At 51.0% G+C, this 20,432-nt stretch carries 20 protein-coding genes; 14 read left to right on the forward strand and 6 right to left on the reverse strand.

Features of this window, described 5'->3' with window-relative positions; all coding sequences use genetic code 11:
* Positions 1 to 18: 18 nt before the first annotated feature.
* Both trpB and G499_RS22365 read right to left on the reverse strand, forming a co-directional pair.
* Positions 19 to 1,197 carry a tryptophan synthase subunit beta gene (gene trpB, locus G499_RS0102900; protein ID WP_026998703.1) on the reverse strand — a complete coding sequence of 393 codons (1,179 nt, stop codon included), beginning with the start codon at positions 1,195 to 1,197 and terminating at the stop codon, positions 19 to 21.
* 446 nt (positions 1,198 to 1,643) lie between these two features.
* Positions 1,644 to 1,778, reverse strand: a complete 135-nt coding sequence (locus G499_RS22365) for a hypothetical protein (RefSeq protein ID WP_281171853.1) — start codon at positions 1,776 to 1,778, stop codon at positions 1,644 to 1,646.
* Between the two features lie 75 nt (positions 1,779 to 1,853).
* On the opposite strand from G499_RS22365, the gene G499_RS0102910 reads away from it, so the two are divergent.
* The 9 genes from G499_RS0102910 (at position 1,854) to G499_RS0102950 (ending at position 8,884) form a co-directional block, all read left to right on the forward strand.
* The gene (locus G499_RS0102910) at positions 1,854 to 2,657 is read left to right on the forward strand and encodes a sulfite exporter TauE/SafE family protein (protein WP_035726286.1); all 804 of its coding nucleotides are present in this window, start codon (positions 1,854 to 1,856) and stop codon (positions 2,655 to 2,657) included.
* A 19-nt stretch (positions 2,658 to 2,676) separates the two neighbouring features.
* Positions 2,677 to 2,913, forward strand: a complete 237-nt coding sequence (locus G499_RS20855; RefSeq protein ID WP_051295852.1) for a DUF6132 family protein — start codon at positions 2,677 to 2,679, stop codon at positions 2,911 to 2,913.
* 16 nt (positions 2,914 to 2,929) lie between these two features.
* Positions 2,930 to 3,706 (forward strand): carbonic anhydrase, encoded by a 777-nt coding sequence (locus G499_RS18480; RefSeq protein ID WP_051295853.1) that lies wholly within the window; start codon positions 2,930 to 2,932, stop codon positions 3,704 to 3,706.
* 19 nt (positions 3,707 to 3,725) lie between these two features.
* Complete coding sequence (locus G499_RS0102925; protein WP_026998706.1) at positions 3,726 to 5,135, forward strand: MBL fold metallo-hydrolase; 1,410 nt, start codon at positions 3,726 to 3,728, stop codon at positions 5,133 to 5,135.
* 108 nt (positions 5,136 to 5,243) lie between these two features.
* The gene (locus tag G499_RS0102930) at positions 5,244 to 5,813 is read left to right on the forward strand and encodes a YeeE/YedE family protein (RefSeq protein WP_026998707.1); all 570 of its coding nucleotides are present in this window, start codon (positions 5,244 to 5,246) and stop codon (positions 5,811 to 5,813) included.
* A gap of 51 nt (positions 5,814 to 5,864) precedes the next feature.
* Positions 5,865 to 6,365 carry a DUF6691 family protein gene (locus tag G499_RS0102935; RefSeq protein WP_026998708.1) on the forward strand — a complete coding sequence of 167 codons (501 nt, stop codon included), beginning with the start codon at positions 5,865 to 5,867 and terminating at the stop codon, positions 6,363 to 6,365.
* Between the two features lie 86 nt (positions 6,366 to 6,451).
* On the forward strand, positions 6,452 to 6,775 hold the full coding sequence (locus G499_RS0102940; protein ID WP_026998709.1) for a rhodanese-like domain-containing protein: 324 nt from the start codon (positions 6,452 to 6,454) through the stop codon (positions 6,773 to 6,775).
* Entirely contained in the window at positions 6,766 to 7,173 is a 408-nt protein-coding gene (locus G499_RS0102945) for a rhodanese-like domain-containing protein (RefSeq protein WP_035726287.1), read from the forward strand. Before G499_RS0102940 ends, G499_RS0102945 begins: the two co-directional genes overlap by 10 nt.
* A gap of 292 nt (positions 7,174 to 7,465) precedes the next feature.
* Positions 7,466 to 8,884, forward strand: coding sequence for an OprD family outer membrane porin (locus G499_RS0102950; protein ID WP_026998711.1), 1,419 nt, complete (start codon positions 7,466 to 7,468; stop codon positions 8,882 to 8,884).
* Here G499_RS0102950 and G499_RS21665 read toward each other — a convergent pair.
* The 4 genes from G499_RS21665 to G499_RS0102970 all read right to left on the reverse strand — a co-directional run bounded on the left by G499_RS21665 (position 8,868) and on the right by G499_RS0102970 (position 11,792).
* A complete protein-coding gene (locus G499_RS21665) occupies positions 8,868 to 9,020 on the reverse strand; it encodes a hypothetical protein (protein WP_154658290.1) in 153 nt (50 codons plus the stop codon). The two genes, G499_RS0102950 and G499_RS21665, sit on opposite strands and share 17 nt — an antisense overlap.
* Positions 9,021 to 9,031: 11 nt before the next feature.
* Positions 9,032 to 9,406, reverse strand: coding sequence for a hypothetical protein (locus tag G499_RS0102955; protein WP_026998712.1), 375 nt, complete (start codon positions 9,404 to 9,406; stop codon positions 9,032 to 9,034).
* A 306-nt stretch (positions 9,407 to 9,712) separates the two neighbouring features.
* On the reverse strand, positions 9,713 to 11,272 hold the full coding sequence (locus tag G499_RS0102965; protein ID WP_026998713.1) for a VWA domain-containing protein: 1,560 nt from the start codon (positions 11,270 to 11,272) through the stop codon (positions 9,713 to 9,715).
* A 136-nt stretch (positions 11,273 to 11,408) separates the two neighbouring features.
* A complete protein-coding gene (locus G499_RS0102970; protein WP_026998714.1) occupies positions 11,409 to 11,792 on the reverse strand; it encodes a thioredoxin domain-containing protein in 384 nt (127 codons plus the stop codon).
* Between the two features lie 659 nt (positions 11,793 to 12,451).
* Here G499_RS0102970 and G499_RS0102975 point away from each other — a divergent pair.
* From G499_RS0102975 to G499_RS0102995, 5 genes are all read left to right on the forward strand, one after another.
* Positions 12,452 to 13,441 carry an endonuclease/exonuclease/phosphatase family protein gene (locus G499_RS0102975; protein WP_026998715.1) on the forward strand — a complete coding sequence of 330 codons (990 nt, stop codon included), beginning with the start codon at positions 12,452 to 12,454 and terminating at the stop codon, positions 13,439 to 13,441.
* Positions 13,442 to 13,846: 405 nt separating this feature from the next.
* Positions 13,847 to 16,576, forward strand: coding sequence for a TonB-dependent receptor (locus G499_RS0102980; protein WP_026998716.1), 2,730 nt, complete (start codon positions 13,847 to 13,849; stop codon positions 16,574 to 16,576).
* Between the two features lie 26 nt (positions 16,577 to 16,602).
* Positions 16,603 to 17,826, forward strand: a complete 1,224-nt coding sequence (locus G499_RS0102985; RefSeq protein WP_035726290.1) for a DUF4876 domain-containing protein — start codon at positions 16,603 to 16,605, stop codon at positions 17,824 to 17,826.
* Positions 17,827 to 18,101: 275 nt separating this feature from the next.
* Positions 18,102 to 19,556, forward strand: coding sequence for a DUF6850 family outer membrane beta-barrel protein (locus G499_RS0102990; RefSeq protein WP_211231577.1), 1,455 nt, complete (start codon positions 18,102 to 18,104; stop codon positions 19,554 to 19,556).
* A gap of 5 nt (positions 19,557 to 19,561) precedes the next feature.
* Positions 19,562 to 20,428 (forward strand): hypothetical protein, encoded by an 867-nt coding sequence (locus G499_RS0102995; RefSeq protein WP_154658291.1) that lies wholly within the window; start codon positions 19,562 to 19,564, stop codon positions 20,426 to 20,428.
* Positions 20,429 to 20,432 lie beyond the last annotated feature (4 nt).

A 20,432-nucleotide genomic window follows, 5' to 3' on the forward strand; every position in this document is an offset into this window, starting at 1 on the left:
AGAGTAGCACACTACTTTTTAGTAATTGTACTTGATGTAGGTATCGAGGTCTTTGTCGCCGCGACCAGAGAGGTTGATGACCACCACCTGCTCCGGCGCTGCCTTGAGCTTGGGCAATACAGCAAGGGCGTGGGCAGTTTCGATAGCCGGGATGATGCCTTCGGTGCGGCTCAAGAGTAGTCCTGCGCGCATGGCCTCGTCGTCGGTGATGGCGTAAAAGTCGCCACGTTTGCTATCGAACAAGTGGGCGTGCATTGGGCCGATGCCGGGGTAGTCGAGCCCGGCAGAGATAGAGTGAGGCTCTACTACTTGGCCGTCAGGAGTTTGCATCAGGATAGTCTTGCTGCCGTGTAATACTCCGGGCTTGCCTAGGACAGTAGTGGCGGCAGATTTGCCCGAACTTATGCCCAAGCCTGCTGCTTCGGCAGCTACTAGGCGTACACGCTCATCGTGTAGATAGTGATAAAAAGCTCCGGCGGCATTGCTCCCCCCGCCCACACAGGCCAGCATATAGTCGGGGTACTCACGACCCTCTTGGTTTTGTAGTTGGATTTTTGTTTCGGCACTGATGACGGACTGAAACCGAGCCACCATATCGGGGTAAGGGTGTGGCCCTACTACCGAGCCAATGATGTAGTGTGTGTCGGTGGGATGGTTTATCCAGTGTCGCATTGCTTCATTGGTAGCATCTTTGAGGGTGCGGCTGCCCGAAGTCGCCGGGATGACCTCTGCACCCAACATTTTCATTCGGGCTACATTAGGCTTTTGGCGCTCAATATCTACTTCTCCCATATACACCAAACACTCCATCCCCATCAGAGCACAAACCGTGGCCGTGGCCACGCCGTGTTGGCCGGCACCAGTTTCGGCAATAATTTTTTGTTTGCCTAGGCGCTTGGCCAAGAGTATCTGGCCGAGGGTATTGTTGATTTTGTGTGCCCCGGTATGGTTGAGGTCTTCGCGCTTGAGATAGATGCGTGTTTGGTACATTTCGGACAGCCGCTGGGCGAAGTAGAGCGGGGTAGGCCGCCCGACATAATCGCGCAGCAGTTGGTCAAACTCCTGCTGAAAATCAGGGGTCTCGATGATAGTGAGGTAGCTTTGGCGTAGCTCTTCTACATTGGGGTAGAGCATTTCGGGGATATAGGCTCCGCCAAATTGGCCATAATAGCCACGGGTATCTGCTTGGTAGTTCATGTGTCTGTAGGAAAGAGGTAGAAAATAGGAACGGTAGGGGTATGGAGAGGAGTTTTGTATCACAATCTGGACAACACACTCGCACCAGTAACAAGCTAAGTGCTTGCACAAGGAGATTGTTTGTAAGACAGGGGGAATATCCAGAAAATGGAGAAATGGAGGGGATGGCAGCACATAGCAAGCCCAATCATCAATACGGCGCTAAACGCGCCAAAGCCACCACGCTGCCAAAGGGCAGTTGCTCAAAGGAAAAGCAAATATGGTTATAGAGGTGTGCATCTTGGGAAAAAACAAGTGCTTGGGTGGGCTATTGAAGCGGGGTAAAGGTAGGTATTTTGGAATAAAACATCAACATCAGCGTCTGAAAAATATTTGCAAATAACCATAGCCATATGCTGTCGAGGTATGGTGGCTTAGTTTCCAATTTTGACCAAAATCGATGAGAGTTACTGTTTTTTGCTAATGGTGATAACAGTTACAGACATTGTGCGGGGCATTGCCGAACTTTGTATCAACAAGCTGACAAAGGTGTCGGCGGCAAAGTACAGGAAAATCAGCACTGTGATAACAGTTACAGACATTGTGCGGGGCATTGCCGAACTTTGTATCAACAAACACTCACTAAGAACTCTCACAATCAACAAAGCACACATTCGATGATGGAATACATTGGTTACATAGCATCCGTTTTGATAGGCATCTCGCTTGGCCTCATTGGCGGAGGCGGCTCTATCCTCACCGTCCCAATCTTGGTGTACATTTCGGGCGTAACCCCAATGACTGCCACTGCTTATTCCCTATTTGTGGTAGGGCTGAGCAGCCTGATAGGCGGAGCACAGAAAATGCGGCAAGGCTTGGTATGTATGCGCAGTGTTTTGGTGTTTGGCATTCCGTCTATTATTTCGGTCTATACGGTGCGCAAGTATGTGATGCCGGCCATCCCCGAAACGGTGTTTCATCTTGGTAGCTATGCTGTCAGTAAGTCGCTCCTGATTATGATGGTCTTTGCGGTCTTGATGGTTTTGGCAGCCCTTTCGATGCTTAAAAAAGATAAAAAGGAAGGCGTAGAGGCCGACAGTCAGCCCCGCAAGTTCAATTACCCGCTCATCTTGGTAGAAGGCCTAGTAGTGGGCGCTATCACGGGCTTTGTGGGCGCAGGCGGGGGCTTCCTCATCATTCCGGCCTTGGTAGTACTGAGCAAGCTGCCTATGAAAACCGCCGTGGGTACGTCCTTGATGATTATTGCCATCAAATCACTGATAGGCTTTACGGGCGACATTCAGACGATGCCCATCAATTGGACTTTCTTGATGATATTCTCCCTAATGGCCATCATTGGTATCTTCGTAGGCAACCGCCTCTCGGAGCGAGTGGATGGCGAAAGCCTCAAAAAAGGCTTTGGATGGTTTGTACTCGTGATGGGGGCTTATATCATTGTCAAAGAACTTTGGCTCAAATAACCGATAGCACACACATACTATGAAACGATACCACACACTCCCAGCTTATGCCAAATTGCTCTTGGCCTCGGGCATAGGCGCACTCTTCGGATGGCTCTATTGGTACTACATCGGCTGTACTTCGGGCAGCTGCCCCATCACTGCCAATCCTTGGATAAGCACGGCCTATGGCGCACTGTTGGGTGCTACTTGGGGTTTCCCCGCCGGCAAAAAGGCTGATGCCAAGGCTACAACAGCACAAAACATAGAACAATAAAAATAGCTCCTACCGCGTGAACAATATCATTTCTTTGCATCCATATTTGTGGTTGTTCTGGGGAGTCTTCTTACAAGCGTGTACTAACCCTCAAAACACAGCCAAAAGCGAACAGTCAGCCTTGCTGACTACCACAGTGGCTTTTGCGGACACTACCCAAGGGGTAGGCAAACTGATGGCAGGGAATTGGCGCTTTCGCAACGACCGCTCCATCCATCCACACCAAAGCTCTCACCGCAGGCTCGAAACCGCCAAAGAGCAAAAGCCCTTTGCGGCCATTGTTACCTGCTCCGACTCTAGGGTCTCTCTGGTAGTATTGTTTGATGCAGGCATCGGCGACCTTTTCATCATCCGCACGGCGGGCAACATCGTGTGGGAGCTAGAGTTGGCCAGTATCGAGTATGCCGTAGAGCACTTGGGCGTTTCGGTCGTGATGGTGATGGGTCACGACAACTGCGGCGCGGTCAATGCCTATGTCGAAGGGCGCAAAGGGCGCGGCCACATTCAGCGCATCATCACCGCCCTTAGTGAAGAAGAGGAAGAGCAGTCAGCCATCCAAGCCCCCGAAGCATTCCGAATGGACGCTTGTGTCAATGCCAATGTGGTACATCAGATACGCTATATTTTGAACAACTCAGAAATTATCTCCGAAAAAATACAGCGCAATGAACTTGCACTCGTCGGAGCAGATTATATACATCAGACAGGAGAGGTAAGGCTTTTGGATTACTGCGGCCCCAACACTCCCCAAGTCAATACACAGATTAACCAACCAACCCACAAAAACCATTAACCCTAAAATTCACATTGTTATGATTATCGAACAAATCTATACCGGATGCCTAGCACAAGGTGCTTATTATATCCAAAGCGGCAACGACGCCATCATCATTGACCCCCTGCGCGAAGTAGCACCTTACCTCGAAAAGGCCGAACGCAACGGAGCAACTATCAAATATATTTTTGAGACACACTTCCACGCCGACTTCGTTTCAGGTCACGTAGACCTTGCCAAGCGCACCGGAGCCGCCATTGTTTATGGGCCTACCGCCACGCCTTCGTTTGAGGCCATCATTGCCGAAGACGGCCAAGAGTTCAAGGTAGGGGAGCTGACCATCCGTGTACTCCACACACCGGGCCACACGATGGAGTCCTCTTGCTTCCTTTTGCTCGACCCCACAGGCAAGCCCCACAGCATCTTCACCGGCGATACGCTCTTTATTGGAGATGTAGGCCGCCCTGACCTCGCCCAAAAAGGTGCAGAGCTGACTCAAGAAGACCTCGCCGGAATGCTCTATGACTCTCTCCACAACAAGATTATGGGCTTGCCCGATGAGTTGATTGTATACCCAGCCCACGGCGCCGGCTCGGCTTGTGGCAAGAATATGAGCAAAGAAACTTCTGACACCCTCGGCAATCAGAAAAAGACCAACTATGCCCTCAAGGCCGAAACCAAGGAGCAGTTTATCAAAGAAGTAACCGACGGGCTTCTACCACCGCCATATTACTTCCCCAAAAACGTAGCCCTCAACAAACACGGCTACGCCGATGTAGAAGAGGTCGTGGGTCGTGGCCTTACTGCCCTTACTCCCGAGCAGTTTGAGATGGTCGTCAACGAACACCAAGCCCTTGTGCTCGATACCCGTGCGCCCCAAACCTTCAAAGATGCCTTTATTCCCAATGCGATTAATATTGGTGTCAATGGCGACTTTGCCCCTTGGGTGGGTACACTCATCACCGACATTCAGCAGCCCATTGTCATTGTGGCCGAGGCTGGCAGTGAAGAAGAGGTCGTTACGCGTCTCTCTCGTGTAGGCTACGACAATACTCTCGGCTTCCTAAAAGGTGGCATCGAAGCGTGGAAAGCCGCAGGCAAAGAGCTTGACCAAATCGAGTCTATCAGCGCCGAAGAGTTTGCCCGCCGCCACAAAGCCGGCAGCCTCAAAGTGGTAGACGTACGCCGCGAGAGTGAGTACCAAGCCGAACACGTAGTAGAGGCCGACAACGTACCCCTCGCCTACATCAGCGAGCATATGGCGACCTTCTCCAAAACCGACACCAACTACATCCACTGTGCCGGAGGGTATCGCTCGATGATTGCGGCCTCTATCCTCAAATCTCGCGGATACGACAACATCATCGACATTGCCGGTGGGTTCAAGGCCATCGCCGAGACTGACATCAACAAAACGGCCTATGTTTGCCCCTCTACACTCAAGTAAGGAGAGGACAATAAAACCCAACCCCGACAGCACCAAAATCGCTGTCGGGGCTATGAAAACTGATTATCATCAACATCTGTTGCTATTTTCTTAACATCATTTTCACTTATGTTAGAATTCATCACCCAACCGTGGCATTGGTCTGTAGCCGGACTACTCATCGGCCTGACCGTTCCCACGTTGTTGCTCATCGGAAACAAATCATTAGGCATCTCTTCATCGCTGCGCCACGCTTGCGCCGCTTGTATGCCTGCCAACATTGGTTTTTTCAAATATGATTGGAAGCGTGAAGCTTGGAATCTCTTCTTTGTAGCCGGAGTATTTCTGGGCGGTGTCATTGCTACTTTTGTCTTGAGCAACCCAAATACCATCACGGTAGCACCTGCTACCCAAGAGGCCTTACAAGCACTAGGCATCAAAGATTTTAGTGGCCTAATGCCCGCCGACATTTTCAGCTGGGAGGCGCTCGCCTCCGCCAAGGGGCTACTTTTCTTCATCATAGGGGGCTTCTTGGTAGGCTTCGGCACACGCTATGCGGGAGGCTGTACCTCCGGCCATACCATTATGGGCTTGTCCAACTTGCAGTGGCCTTCTCTAGTGGCTACCATCGCCTTTATGGCAGGCGGCTTTGCAATGACACATCTCGGCCTGCCTATCCTCATGCGCCTGTTGTTTTAGGGTATCAACCCAAGATAACCTCCATATCATTCGCACAAAAAATATTGACTTATGAACGCACCTAAAGATACTCTCGACCCCATCATCCACCCCGAAGCCTGCGAAGCACCCAACGAACAGCGCGGCGGCGAAGGCCTGATGGGTAACCTCAAATACCTGATTGTAGGCACTATTTTCGGCATCGTGTTCGTCAAAGCCGAAATCATCTCTTGGTTTCGCATCCAAGAAATGTTCCGAATGCACTCCTTCCATATGTATGGCGTGATTGGCACGGCAGTCGTAGTAGGTTTGATTTCGGTAACCCTTATCAAAGTCTTCAAAATCAAGACAGTCAACGGCGAAGAAGTCAAATTTACCCCCAAACAATTCAGCCCCAGCCAAATTTTCGGCGGCCTGATATTTGGTCTTGGCTGGGCCTTGACCGGTGCCTGCCCCGGCCCTCTATTCGCCCAAATTGGCAGTGGCTTTGTAGTGGTGGCGGTTACCCTCCTCAGCGCCATTGCCGGCACCTGGGTATACGGTTGGATGCGCGAAAAATTCAACCTGAAATAAATTGATTGACGAGTTACGATTGGGGATTTACGACTCCAATACGCGCGCTTCTACACCCAGTTCTCATACTTAAAAATAAACACACTATGTTTGGTCTATTCAACAAAAACAAAGGCTACGAAAACCTGACCGTAGCCCAATTCAAAGAGCAAATTGCCTCTACTAAGGATGCAGTCATCCTAGATGTGCGCACCGATGCGGAGTTTCGCGCCGGAGCTATCCCCAAAGCAAAAAAGCTTGACTTCAGTGGCGGAGAATTTGGCCAAAAAGTAGCGGAACTCGACCGCGACAAGACCTATTTTGTCTATTGCCGCAGTGGTGCTCGCAGTGCCGCCGCTTGTAGCCAGATGGCACGATTGGGCTTTCTCAAGGTATACAACCTCCAAGGTGGCTATATGTCATGGAAGTAAGTCGCCGTAGTAATTTCCTTCGTTTGGGGCTGTTGCTTTTTCTACCGCTGTGGTTAGCCCATTGCTCCACAGCCCAAAACAGCGAGCAGCGCCTTTCGGTCGAAGCCTTTGCGACCAAGCTAGAGGCGCTGCCCCAAACCCAGCTCATCGACATCCGCACTCCGGCGGAGTTTGCCGCTGGCCACCTCCCCGGTGCTGTCAACATCGACTACTTCGCTTCAGACTTTGCCGCACAAGTGGCCAAACTCGACCCTGGCCGTCCGGTGATGATTTACTGCGCTACTGGCAACCGCAGCGGGCGTGCACTTGGCCAGTTCCAAGCTTTTGCCCAAGTCTACGAAATGCGTCAAGGCTTCAACATGTGGGCGGCGCAAGGCCTGCCAGTGGTCAAAAAGTAAGCGTTTGTTTATACCCAATCACAATTGGTTTGGGAAATCTGCGCACTGAAAATCCTTGATAATCAAGGAGATGAAATCCTGTGAATCTTGGTGTATTGCGTTGTTGTGTGTTCCTGCGATTTTTGGGGCTAGCGCCCGCATCCTTTGCACTCTCGTGCTCGGATGTCCCTAAGCCGTGTGCGCACGTGTACCTGACGGCAGCGTAGCTCATCAAATCAACAACCCTTCAAGGGTTAGCGACACATCGGCGATATTAGACATACTTCATACCCCCCCTACGCACCTATCTTTCGTGGAAAAGTTCATTCTTTCTGCTTTTGCAATCCTCGTATGGATATTTTTCGGCTTCTCGGTATTAGGGCAAGCAGACAGCTACTTTACCGAAGACAGCACCCGCCAAGCCCCTAAGGTGTTTCGCGATTGGTGGCAACAAGGACGTACACAAGGGCATGCACGGCTTTTCAGCTCCTATATCGACAATGACGACGACCTACTCGACAACTACGGCACGGCCATTGCCTTGGCCATCCGCTATGAAAGCCCTTATTGGCGCAACCTGAAGGTAACTTTTGGTGGTTCGGTGGTATATGATATTTTTTCCTCAGACCTAAGCCGCCGCGATCCACAAACCAATGCTGCCGACCGCTACATTGTCGCTATGTATGACCTCACCAATCCGACCAACAAAAACCAGTTGGTGCGGCTCGAAGAGTTGAATCTGCAATACGCTTGGGGCGAAGGCCGACGCTCACGCATCACCTGGGGCAAACAAATCATCACGATGCCCTTTGTCAATTCGCAAGACAGCCGCCTGCGCCCCTCGATGGTAGAGGGCCTATGGGCCAATATTGTCCTTGGGCAGCGTTGGCGTACAGAAGGCGGGTGGTTGTATGGGGCTTCGCCAAGAGGAACCCAACGATGGTATGGTATGGGACAGAGCCTGGGCATCTTATCAGGCGGGCTGAATTTTGACGGCTCAAGGGTAGATTATGCCGAAAATATTGAGAGCAAGGGGTATTTTTTAGCCTCCTTGCATTATCGCCCCAGTGCGCAGACGGCCATCTCGGTGTATAATCACCATCTCGAAAATGTATTCAACCTTGCCATTGCTCAGGCAGAGCATACGCTGACACTCAACGAAACACAGCAGTTGCTCTTAGGCGTACAAACCATTCGCCAAGATGCTGTAGCCGATGGCGGCAATCCCAATCCACGGCAGGCTTACATTGAGCCGGGTAGCCACGTATGGTTATTCGCCGGGCGGGTGGAGTGGCAACATCAGCAAACCCGCATCAGCCTAAACCATACGCGTGTGGGCGATACGGGGCGGTTTTTGATGCCTAGAGAGTGGGGAACGGAAGGATTTCTGTATGGGTTTATGCGTCGAGAGCGCTTTGATGGCTACGGCCAAGTCAGTGCGTGGAATTTGTATGCCCACCATCAGCATAGGCAGCTGTTTTGGGAGGGTGGCATAGGCTATTACCAAATGCCTGATGTGCGCAACATCCGGCTCAACAAGTACGGAATGCCGACCTATTGGCGGGCTAATTTGGAACTAAACTACCTCTTTGCCAACAGTTGGCAGGGCCTGAGCTTGCAGCTTTTGTTGGTATACAAAGGGGCTTTGGGTGAGTGGTATGATGACAACCGCTACCGTATCAACAAAGTTGATATGTGGCTGCATACCCTGGCGCTCAACTATCGGTTTTGACAGTTACGGCCACACGTGACGCACGACGGCGACTGGCGCGTTTATTTTGTGGTTGTGTCTTGAGGGGCGTAGATTGGGAGCGTTGGCGAATCTGCTCAATATCCCAACTGAAATAAGGGGAGGGGGAAGGTAACATAGGAAGAGATTTTATTCGTTAAAAAACACCCAATAATCCGAGTCTCTATGGCTGAGTTGTTGGTATAAGCGCAAAACACGCACTGCTTCCAGCAATTCTGAGAGATATAAAGAAAAAGCAGGGCCTCCGTCGCGAGGGGTGAAAGTTACAGATTCGTCTTCATCACACAACTGTGCGCTAAAGCCTCCAAAGACAGCATCGCCCCAGAGTAGTTCTGCCAAAAAGTCTTCAAATTGTGTTAGTTCTTGAGGGCTTATTTGAAGCTTTTGCTCAAAACTAAGCGCCCACGTATTGGTTTTGATAAGAGAGGTTTGAGTAGTTTTTTGTGCCCATACGTTGGCGCTCATCCAACAGCTGAGCAACAAGAGTAATAGCAAGGTTCTCATTGTTTTGCTTTTTATTTTAGCAAATAACAGTGTTTATTGCTAATAAAAAAAGCAAATTGCTAAAAAAATTAGCTTTTTGTTGAAAAACATATTCAACACCGTGATAACACCGATTTGTTTGGAGATGCGCTGACAAACAATCCAAAAACAAAACCCCACATCTTTTAGGATGCGGGGAGATGATAAAGCATAGGGTATATACCCAATCACAATTGGTTTGGGAAATCTGCGCACTGAAAATCCTTGATAATCAAGGAAATCAAACCCTGTAAATCTCCAAATCTTGTGAGTCTTGGTATAAATTACCTAGCGCAAAGGAATCTTAGCCTCTTGGAGCATATAGTAGTCGGCGCTAGCAGGATTTATTTTGACATAGTTGCCCTTGCCGGCTTGGGCAATGCCCGACAGCTGTGCTCCGGCATCCATATTCGTGCCGTAGTCAAACACCGAAGTAGGAATCCCCTGCTCGGCGGCGGCTTGCAAACGGCTGAGGGTAGTTTCGGGCAGCTGGAAAAACGAGTCTGTAATCAGGATGATACGCGTATGGTAGCCCTCTTTGTGGGAGCGCTGCGCGAGTTGGTATGCAGCTTCCCATCCATCCTCATTGTTGAGCAGGCCCTTAGGGGTAAGCTGCTTGAGAGCGTCAAAAGCCTTGGCTTCTTTGGCGCTGACGGCCTTGAGTACGGCCTTGGGCTTGCCTGCATATTTGACCAAGCTGAGTCGGTCTTCGGCACGCAATATGCCTGCCGTATGACGGAAGGACTTCTTGAACAGCGGTAGGCGCGTGGTATAGTCCATCGACTGAGAGACATTGACCAAGAAAATCAAGTGAACCGGCGGCAGCCCTTCCATCGAAGTCAACAAGGTATAATCGAGCTCCTCGGCGGCGGGCAAGATTTCTTGTGGGTATTTTGGGTGGAAAATCGGAGCGCGGTAATTGCGGTAGAGCAGTACCGTACCTGTCGGAGCCAACCCGACCCAGCGGTTATAATGCTGGATGGCCTCGTTGTAGCTTTGCAGAATTTCGTTGTAAGGTGGGTGGTAGTAGGCCGTATTGCGAAATTCTTTGAGCCCTTCTACGAGCTGTGTCATGCGCTCTAGAGCCAGTATCATTCTGGCATATTGGTGGTGTGGGCAGAGTGGGTTTTCACCCCCTACAGCCGGAATACCTTGTAGTATTTGTGTTTGTTGGTTTTTCAGGCTGGCAACTGTCGCAGCCAATTCTCTGGCTTGCGGGAGCGATAAGGCCGGGTTTTGGGTGTAGGCTTTGCTTTGCCCCAATACCTGCTCTGCGCCATCTAGGGCTTTTTGCAAATTTTGTGCAGCACGCTCCCAAGCGCCGGGCTGCGGCAACGACTGGCTGCCATATACTTGCTGTATGCTGCGGTAGTAGTCAAGTTGGCGACTTTCAAGTGCTTCAAGATGTTGGGCAAACTCTCTGAGATGGCGGTTGCCGCGTTGTAGGTCATCTTCGAGGTAAGTATCAGCTCCAAGATAATCAATCAAGGCCTGTTCGGTTTCGGCTATCTCGCGCATCAGGTGGTGCAACTCCTGCGCCTTGGCATTGAGGGCAGGGTGATCGGGAGTTTGGGCTGGATTGAGCAGGGGCAAAGGGGCAGCCGCATATTGTAAGTACCCCCGACGCTGGTAGGTGTTGAGAAAAAGATAGTTCTTGGCTTTTTTATTGTAAGCCAACAGCCGCATACTCAGTAAAAAGCCTTGTTGCACGCTTTGGTTAAGATAATGTACGTGGGTATTGCAGGCCTGCAATACCGAAGGGGAACTTTGGGCATAACCCCCCACAAAAGTTCCCAGTAGCAGCCAAAGGCTCAAGAGGAAAGGGGAGAGGCAGGTTTTGAAATACATAGGCCAATCGCAAAAAGGTTTAGGGAAACATTATCAATGGAGGTCAAATTTAGAAGAACCATCGTGTATATCAACGCAATCAGCGGATGAAAAATTACACAAAAAACCCGTCAGGTAAAAACCTAACGGGTTGTATTTAGCTAGCCATCACCTCTTGGAGGTTGGCTTCGACGAGGGCAATCATCTCAGAGAGGTTCTTCTTATGGTTGAACCCATTGAGCACTTGCAGGCTCTTGGCCGAAACAACCAACATAAAGCCTGTGCCTTTGGCGCGCTCCAATACGTCGCGCAGCCCGAGGGCAATGCCGAGGAGGGCAGACTGGTGCTTGGTAGTGTTGTTGGTATAGTCAAGTTTGACAAAGAGCACCTCTTGTCCGTCAAATTTGTTACGGAGTTGGTCAAAACGTGTTTGCATCGTCTTGCCGTTTTCGCACCAATCGGCGTGTATATAAAGCACCAACAATTGGGTTTGAAGTACTTTTTTTACTTCTTTTTTCTTGGATTGGAATAGGTTCAACATGATTCCTATGTTCTCAGGTGTCGGGCAGGGGCAACACGTACACCCCGCGTAGATACTGCCTCCGCCTAGCGGTGCAGCATCGGTGATATAGATACTTTTAGCTGTTGGTAGCGGTGCGGCCTGTGGCGCACATACCAACTCTTTGGAGGCGTGGGTTCGCTTAGGAGCGCGCCGGGCTTGTGGTATCTAGGCTGAGAAAAAAACCATGAAAAAAGCCCGAACTCTGAGCGAATCGGGCTTTTGTGTAGGGTTTAGGGGTCATTTGGCTACGACTGCCCTAAATTTATCTGTACACACGCCCGAACGAATGCAATGCCCACTAGTTTTTGGGCATCATCGCTCCATACAACACTACGTTCAAACATTCTATTGAATGTTTGCCCGAGGCAAGTATGTAATGGGTGTGATAGTGAATACATGAGTGAAAAGTTCGTTTATTAGATTGCGTCAAAAAGACCACAGTGGCACAAAGGTAGTGGATGGTTGGGAAGTGTGCAAATTTGTCTGCATTTTTTCTACTATTTGTATGCAGTCTGAATAGCGAGAGCTTTCCCCTTCTCCAAAAGGCATAACAAAGCCTTTACATTCAAAATTTGCCATTGGCCGTTGGTGGGGATATATTTGATGTTTCAACACTTACCAATACTTTGTTTTAACAAATGCGACAGCTTACACATCTTTGGATTATGCCCCTGTTTTTGTTTCTAGCCACTGGACAGGTATTTTCTCAAGCCCTCGCCTCACGCGGTATGGCCGTGCCCGAAGGGTATCAGTATCCTCAAAAAAGCAGCTTCACCCTCCTTAGTTGGAATGTAGAGCACTTTGTAGACCTTCACGACAACCCCTACATCCACAACCGCCGTGAAGACAGCCCCGACACCGCCCTGTATGCTATCAAGATAGCGCTATTGGTCGAAGCCCTGCGTGAGGCTGATGCCGATTTGGTGGTGCTTCAAGAGTTTGAAAGCGCTGCCTTCCTCAAAGCCTTGGCCGACAGCCTATTACCCGATATGGGGTATCAGTTTTTTGCCGGTGCAGAGAGTTTCAACTGGTATATGAATGTCGTGATGATGAGCCGATATCCCCTTGGCCTTACCTATGGCTACCGGAGTCTATACACCTCTTTGCTCCAGCCCGATGGCAAACCCCAACCTGATAAGGCGCAAATCAACATCAACTCCCGCATTGTTTCGCAGGAGGTGTTTGTACGTCCCGACCAGGCCTTGGTCATCACAGGTGTACACCTTAAGGCTGGGCGAAACCCCGAAGATGAGGCCGCCCGGCAAGGACAGATTGCGATGCTCCAACAACAACTCCAACGTCTGACACAAGAAAATAAAAACATCCCTCTCTTATTGGTGGGCGACCTCAACGCCACCCCTGACAGCCCCGAGCTGCGCAGCCTCACCCAGCCCCAAAGCAAACGCCACCCCCGCTGGATAGACCCGCTGGCCAACCACACCGAGGTTTTTTCACACCCTGCCGACGCACCTCGTTGGCGTATTGACTACATCCTGATGAACTCCGCCATGCACAAAAACTATCTCCCCGAAAGCCTACACATTGGTGGGCTGCTTGGCAACGACCCCGAACGTCTACGTACGCTCAGCGACCACCTGCCCCTACACGCGACCTTCCAAATAAAATAAACAAAGCAACAAGGATTGGCTACTATTTACACCACTGGACATTTTTCAAATCCCTATAGGCCAAGTCTCATTGTACCCCCAAATGAGACCTCAGCTTGTCTCAGAGCTGGAGCTATGAGCCATTTTTCCAAAAATGTCCAGTGGTGTGGGCGATTTGGATATTGCCTGATAACTCAATGTAATCTCTAAAACTACTCATCCCTCCTCAACGCTCCATTGGGCACAATCACAAAACCCCAAGAATGGCCACACGCTTCTCAGAGGGATATAATCCTTAGTACAGCTTGGGAATACCAAAACGCCGCCTCTGTTGTTGTAGGGCTTGTGATGACAAAAGTTTTTGCAATATAGTTGCAAAAATAAAAAATCAGTTTCTATATTTGCATCAACATTGCAAATACAACTATGTGGCGAATGATAGCCCTCGGCGGGCTTCCTCTATTATTTTTTATCAGTTTATCTTTTTGTCAGCTTTTAGCAGCGCAAAACACAGTACAGTTTCGAGGACAGGTACAGGCACAAGGTACTAAACAACCTGTGTCGGAGGTGATGGTACAGCTGGTCGAAACCAACCAATGGAGCATCAGCGATGAAACTGGCCATTTTCAGTTTGAGCGATTACAGCCGGGGGCTTATACCTTGGTATTTCGCCGTGTAGGTTGGCTAACACTACAAGAAAATTTTACTCTAACACAAGCCAATGCCACCGGAGCTGTGTTTATACTGCAAGAGAGCAGTCTGGCACTTCAAGAAGTAACCGTAACTGCTCGTGAGACCAAATTACAGTCTAGCTCCTTGATAGAGCAGCAGGCCATTCGCCACGTACAGCCCGTATCCTTGGCCGATGTGTTGCAGTTAGTACCCGGGCAGTTGGCCGTAAACCCTGACTTGAGCAACCCTCAACAAATTCTGCTAAGACAAGCCCCCATTGGGGCGGCGGGCAATCGTGCCAATGCTTTAGGCACGGCAGTTTTGTTAGATGGTATCCCACAATCCAACAATGCTAACCTACAGCTCGACAATACCATCCTCAACTCCGCTCCGGGCAGCCTGCCGCCTTTTTCGTCTACTGCCAATCGGGGCGTAGATTTACGTCAAATCCCTGCCGACCAAATCATTTCGGTAGAGGTCATTAGGGGCGTGCCTTCTGCTCGCTATGGCGACCTGACCGCCGGGGCGGTATTAGTCAATACCCGCGCCGGAGTGTTTGCACCTACCCTTACTACTCGCATTAATCCCAATCTCGTTCAGGCTGGTGCAGGCGTGGGGTTCAAAACCTCGACCCACAGTACACTGAGTATTGATGCGGACGTAGTCAGCTCGCAAGATGACCCTCGCGATTTCAACAATGCCTTTAGCCGTCTCAATACCCAACTCACTTGGTCGCACAACTGGCAACAAAACAGCCCGCTGCGCAGCACTTTCCGCCTTGGACTCTACCAAGGACTCGACCAATCGCGGCAAGACCCCGACGCGCAAAACCCGTTGCGCTCGCGCCAAAGCAATGACCGAGGCATCCGTTTTAGTATGCACCATCAATACCAGCCTGGTTGGCAGTGGCTCAACAGCCTCAACCTTGACGCAGGGCTGACCTACGCAAGGCAGAAGGGCTATTTTCAGGACTTGATTGTGCGGGACATTTTTCCGGTAAGCAATGCCCTTCGCGATACCACGATGGCCGTAGGCTTTGGCCAAAGCGAATACATCAACCAAACTACGGTTGATGGCCGCCCGCTCAACCTCTATGGGCGGCTGGAACTCAATACGCGCTGGACTACCGGCAACCTGACACACCAACTCATCGCAGGAGCCGAAGCCCGACTTGATGCCAACAATGGCCTCGGTCGGCAGTTTGACCCCCGCACCCCACCCCGACAAAACTACAGCGTAGGCGACCGACCGCGTAGTTTTAGAGATATTCCCACGATGTACCAATTGGCGCCGTACCTCGAAAACAAAACCCATTGGACGGCTCTAGGCCGCGATTGGATTTTGCAGGCCGGGCTGCGCTATGACTATCTTTGGCTTGATGATGCCTCCCAAGAGGCGCGTCAGGTGCTTAGCCCGCGCCTCAATATGGGAGTGGAGCTGCTACCCGGCCAATGGCTGCGGGCGGGGTATGGGCATACGGCCAAGATGCCGACCCTTTCGGTATTGTATCCCAACCCTACTTTTTATGACTTGGTCAACTTTAACTACTACGCCCTCGACCCCGCCGAGCGCCTCGCCGTCGTAACGACCCGTAAAATCACTCCTGATACGCGCCAAATTACGCCCTATATTGCCCGCAAGTGGGAGATTGGCGCTGATTTGCTCGACTCAAGGCTGCATATCACCTACTTCGAGGAGCGCACCACCGGTGCTTATCAGACGATTCGCTCCTTGCAGCGCTTTGAGGTAGCACGCTTGGCTGCGATAGAGTTCCCTCAGGGAATGCCGCCCATCTTGGCCGAAGAACCCGTCGAAACGGTGTTGTTTTGGGCTGCTTATGACAATCCCCAAAATACCTTGAGCCTTTTTAGCCGTGGGATAGAGTTTTCTTTCGACCAGCCCATCCGCCGATGGGGTACGACCCTCAACCTTAATGGGGCTTGGATTCGCTCCTCGACCCAACAAGAGGCGCCATTCTTAGATGCCAACCGCGCCATTTTTGCAAGCCAAACACAGTTTTTGATTCCGATATATCCTGCCGGTGAAGGGCAAGAGACGCAGCGCTTTAACACTTCCTTGCGCATTATCCAACACATCCCCTCGCTCAAGTTTGTGGTCTCGGCCTTGGTACAAACCATCTGGATAGAGGCTAACCGCTTGCGCGATTTCTCTCCTTACCCAGAGGCGTTACTCAATTTAGAAGGAGGACTTGAGCAGCTCTCGATGGAGGAGCGTCGCTCAGCGGCGCTCCAAAACCTATGGCGTGGCCTCAATCCGGTGCAGCTGGAGTGGCAAAACCGTCCCCCGCTGTGGCTGTTCAACCTACGCCTGACCAAGGAGCTTTCAGAGGGCTTGGGTTTTTCTTTTTATGTCAATAATGTTTGGGCTTCGAGGCCGCTGTTTGTAAGCAATTTGAGCAATACACCGCAGGTACGCAATCAACCCAATCTATTTTTTGGAGCAGAGTTATTTATCAAAATTTAATCAATACACAACCAATTTGAATAGTCATGAATATAAACAGAGTATTATCTATTGGGCTCTTTGGGAGCTTGGTACTTTTATTGGGCTTTGGCTTAGATGCCTGCCGACAGCGTGAAGAGGTACAGCCCGTACAAGTAACAGTACAGTTGCAATACCCTAGTGAGTTTTCGGAGCAGGCCGGAGAGGGAATTGCGGTGCGGATGGAAAATACCGCCAACGGAACAGTGTATGAAGCGACCTCTACAGGAAGTGGCAGTGCGGTGTTTGCAGCAGTATTGCCGGGTACGTACAATATCAGCGCCACAATTAGCTTAGATGCGGCACAAGCACAACGCATTACAGGGGTGTTTAACAAGCCTGTTACGCTCAATGCCGCTCAAAATGATGCAATGGTCAACCTAGGGCAAACTAGTTTTACCCTTACTTTGCGAGGTGCTCCTTCCGGTGGGTTAGTGATTAAAGAAGTGTATTATACCGGCTCACGTACCCCCTCAGGCGGTAATTATTTTTCAGACCAATTTGTAGAGATTTATAACAACAGCGACGAAGTCATTTTCTTGGACGGCCTATACATTGCAGATGTGTGGGGAGTATCGGGGCAGATTAACCCTAGCTCACAGCCGACTGATTTTCAGAATGACCCCAATAATGTATATGTCAATAGCGTATGGCAGATTCCGGGCAGTGGGCAAGAGCACCCGCTGGAGCCGGGCAAAAGCATCATCATTGCCCAAGATGGCATCAACCACCGCACAGACCCCAACGGCAACCCCAACAGCCCTGTGGATCTTTCTAATGCCGATTGGGAAACCTACAACGAGCGCCCCGACAACCGCGATATCGACTCGCCTACGGTACCTAACCTCACAAGGGTGTACTTTACGGGAGGATTTGACTGGTTATTGACTGTTTTCGGCCCTGGAGTGATTATTTTCCGTGTGGACAATTTTGCCAACCTAGAGCAAGTAACTATCCCGAGTTCGCCAAGTTTGCAACCACGCATCAAAGTACCCAACAGCGCGGTGATTGATGCCTTTGAGGCTTTGCAAAATGCCGAAAGCAGTAGTTTCAAGCGTATTCCTGTTGCGCTGGATGCCGGGTTTACCTTTGCAACAGGAACATACACCTCGGAGAGTGTGCGCCGCAAAACAGCTACTACCGTGGGCGACCGCCGTGTGTTGCAAGACTTTAACAACAGCACCCAAGATTTTCAGCTGCTCAGTACACCGACACCACGCCGATTTGATTAGTCTCATCAAGGTATACCAAAACCCACTTGATTTGAGGAATACTAGGGATACAAATCCTTGATGGTCAAGTACTTATTTGGCATCGATTCCTCTACACGTGCGTACGCGGCTTAGTGATGCGCCAGCAGTACCCCGCAGCGAAGCGAGGAGTACAGCGGCGCAGCACGACCCCGAAGGGGGAAGCCCCAATAAAAAATATTGCATCAACCTGATTTTTGAGGATGACTTATCGGTATTTATCTGTTTTTTGGCATTGCTGGCCGCTGTTTTGGCGTGTGTGGACGGCAAGTGTAGGACTTTGGCTCTGGGCTGTATCCGCAGGTGCACAAGTGCCCGATAGCAGCTATTGGTATCGCGAGCCTTGGGAACGGGTATTGGTGGGGCAAAGTTTACTGCCACAGGCGGCCTTCTTGGCCGATGACTCACTACCCGGCTACAGCCGCATCGGACTGCGGTATGTCCAAGACCAAGGTACTTGGCGGCGGATACAAGCCCCTGAAGAAAGCACGGTGGCAGGGTTGGAAGTAGCGGGCTTACGCCAACAAGGGCGGCTGACCTTGCAGGGCGGCTTTGTGTATGCTTGGCAGCAAGACCAAGGGCAGCAGTGGGCCAATGTAGCCAACCCGTTTTCGGGCAATCCCTTTATTTGGTCTGACCCCTTCGAGGGGCGCTGGCGGAGGCATAGCATCCACACAACGGTGCTGGCGGCCTTGCCCTTGGGTGAGCGCTGGAGGGTGGGCTTAGCCTTGGACTATGGCATAGGCCAAGGAGCACGCAACACAGACCCAAGACCTTTTTATCGTTACCGACATTTGGAGCTGCTGCCCTCGGTGGCTTGGCGAAATGCCACAGGGAGTTGGCGTGCCGGGCTGACAGTAGGCCTGCGCGATGAGGTAGAAGAGAACCAAATGGGCTTTTTTTCTAACAACCCTGTGTTGCTCTTTAAACTCAAAGGTTTGGGAGCATTTGAGCGCACCCCCGCATTACAGGCCGACCGACGTTTGGCTGGAACACAAACCGTGGCGCGTGTCCACCTCATTCACCAAAAAAATAAGCAACACTGGCAACTGGCAGGCTCTTGGGTGGCTGGAGCCGTGGAGGCGCAAGAGGGCATCAGTGCGCCCAACCCGGGTGGACTGTGGTACAGGCAGCAATGGCAAGTGCAAGCGGCCTATCAACTCCAGAAAACACAGCTCTGGACGCTGCAAGTGCATACACACCAAGTGCTGAACGAAGGCGAAGACCCGGTGTTCAGAGCGGTAAGTTTTATATCTGAACAAGCCCGCTACGGCGCACAAATCAGCTGGCAAACCCATCGGCGGAGCAACCCTTGGCAACTGGCCTACCGCAGCCATTGGACGGAGCACTTTGCCCAAGACTTGAGCCTGCAAAGCCAACAGACCCTCCAACTTTGGTATCAGGAGTTGGGCTATATGGGGCAGCAGCAGGTACTCAAACAACATTTGCTCTGGTGGGAGCTAGGGCTTTGGCATCAGCAGCCCCTGATGGGGCAGTGGTTGGGTGGGCAGACCAATGAGTTGAGTAATAACTTATATCGCCCTGATTTTGAGGTGATGAATCAGGCTGTTAGTGGATTACACAGCAGCTTGGCCTTTGACTATCGCCGTGGGCAAGGCCAAATTTGGCGTGTGCGTTTGGCTTATCATTATGCCCAAGCACAAAGAACCGACCGCCAACAAGTACAAGGAAGTTTGCTATTTTTTTATTGAATCTGATGAAATTGACCCCCAAATATCTTTTGCTCACGTTCAGCCTATGGTTGGGCTTGATGGCCTGTCAAGGGCTAAAACCATCGGGCATTGACCACCGCCCGACCAATGCCTTGTTTCCTGCCTACACAGCGCTTCTGGCACAGGAGCGTGCATGGATAGACTCTTTGTTGGTGTATGGCCTTGACCACGAGGCACTCTATACCCTGCTCGACAGCCTCAAGCCGATGAGTTCATTGCGTAGTTTTGCGGCTCCTATCGCCCGCGACAGCAGCACCGCCGAAGGAAGTGCCGATGCCCTGCGCAATGCAATTTATCTCGATACCTTGCGGCAGGTACAAGCCTTGGTACAAGCCATTGAGCATCCACGCTGGGCTTTCTGCTGGATACCGTTTCAGACCAATTATCAGGGGCAAAGACACAGCCAGCTCTTGGTGGTACACCGGGGACGATTTAGGGCGCTGATGCAGGAGCAGGCCGCTTTTTTTGGCCAATGGGGCTTCACACCCGACACAGCTCCGGCAGTGGTGCTGGCTTTTATAGAATGTGCTCCCAATTTGGATAGATTCAGAGGATATGGCTACTTGTTTGGGTATCCGAAGCACGCCGTAGATTTTTTTGTGGAAGCTGCCAGGAGCTCCCAAGAAACGGGGGAGTTTGTAAAGCGCAGCTTTTTCCACATTCCGACCTATGCCGCGCCTTCGGGGTATTTTACCTATGCCCTGCCCGAAGGTGCTGTCCCTTCGGCACAGGATTCGGCACTTTATCGTCGTGCCGAAAAAACCTTGACACATTACCGTGCGCTGCGTGCACAATATCAAGAACCCTCGGGGGTGCGGGTGATGGACTTGCTGCAGGCTGCGGGGCTTTGAACTA

This window comes from Eisenibacter elegans DSM 3317, from assembly GCF_000430505.1.
GTDB classification, from domain to species: Bacteria; Bacteroidota; Bacteroidia; order Cytophagales; family Microscillaceae; genus Eisenibacter; species Eisenibacter elegans.

Coding starts and splice junctions, on each gene's coding strand:
- trpB (WP_026998703.1), bottom strand. CDS start 1,197: ATGAACTACCAAGCAGATACCCGTGGCTATTATGGCCAATTTGGCGGA.
- G499_RS22365 (WP_281171853.1), bottom strand. CDS start 1,778: ATGTCTGTAACTGTTATCACAGTGCTGATTTTCCTGTACTTTGCCGCC.
- G499_RS0102910 (WP_035726286.1), top strand. CDS start 1,854: ATGATGGAATACATTGGTTACATAGCATCCGTTTTGATAGGCATCTCG.
- G499_RS20855 (WP_051295852.1), top strand. CDS start 2,677: ATGAAACGATACCACACACTCCCAGCTTATGCCAAATTGCTCTTGGCC.
- G499_RS0102925 (WP_026998706.1), top strand. CDS start 3,726: ATGATTATCGAACAAATCTATACCGGATGCCTAGCACAAGGTGCTTAT.
- G499_RS0102930 (WP_026998707.1), top strand. CDS start 5,244: ATGTTAGAATTCATCACCCAACCGTGGCATTGGTCTGTAGCCGGACTA.
- G499_RS0102935 (WP_026998708.1), top strand. CDS start 5,865: ATGAACGCACCTAAAGATACTCTCGACCCCATCATCCACCCCGAAGCC.
- G499_RS0102940 (WP_026998709.1), top strand. CDS start 6,452: ATGTTTGGTCTATTCAACAAAAACAAAGGCTACGAAAACCTGACCGTA.
- G499_RS0102945 (WP_035726287.1), top strand. CDS start 6,766: ATGGAAGTAAGTCGCCGTAGTAATTTCCTTCGTTTGGGGCTGTTGCTT.
- G499_RS21665 (WP_154658290.1), bottom strand. CDS start 9,020: ATGTTACCTTCCCCCTCCCCTTATTTCAGTTGGGATATTGAGCAGATT.
- G499_RS0102955 (WP_026998712.1), bottom strand. CDS start 9,406: ATGAGAACCTTGCTATTACTCTTGTTGCTCAGCTGTTGGATGAGCGCC.
- G499_RS0102965 (WP_026998713.1), bottom strand. CDS start 11,272: ATGTATTTCAAAACCTGCCTCTCCCCTTTCCTCTTGAGCCTTTGGCTG.
- G499_RS0102970 (WP_026998714.1), bottom strand. CDS start 11,792: ATGTTGAACCTATTCCAATCCAAGAAAAAAGAAGTAAAAAAAGTACTT.
- G499_RS0102975 (WP_026998715.1), top strand. CDS start 12,452: ATGCGACAGCTTACACATCTTTGGATTATGCCCCTGTTTTTGTTTCTA.
- G499_RS0102980 (WP_026998716.1), top strand. CDS start 13,847: ATGTGGCGAATGATAGCCCTCGGCGGGCTTCCTCTATTATTTTTTATC.
- G499_RS0102985 (WP_035726290.1), top strand. CDS start 16,603: ATGAATATAAACAGAGTATTATCTATTGGGCTCTTTGGGAGCTTGGTA.
- G499_RS0102995 (WP_154658291.1), top strand. CDS start 19,562: ATGAAATTGACCCCCAAATATCTTTTGCTCACGTTCAGCCTATGGTTG.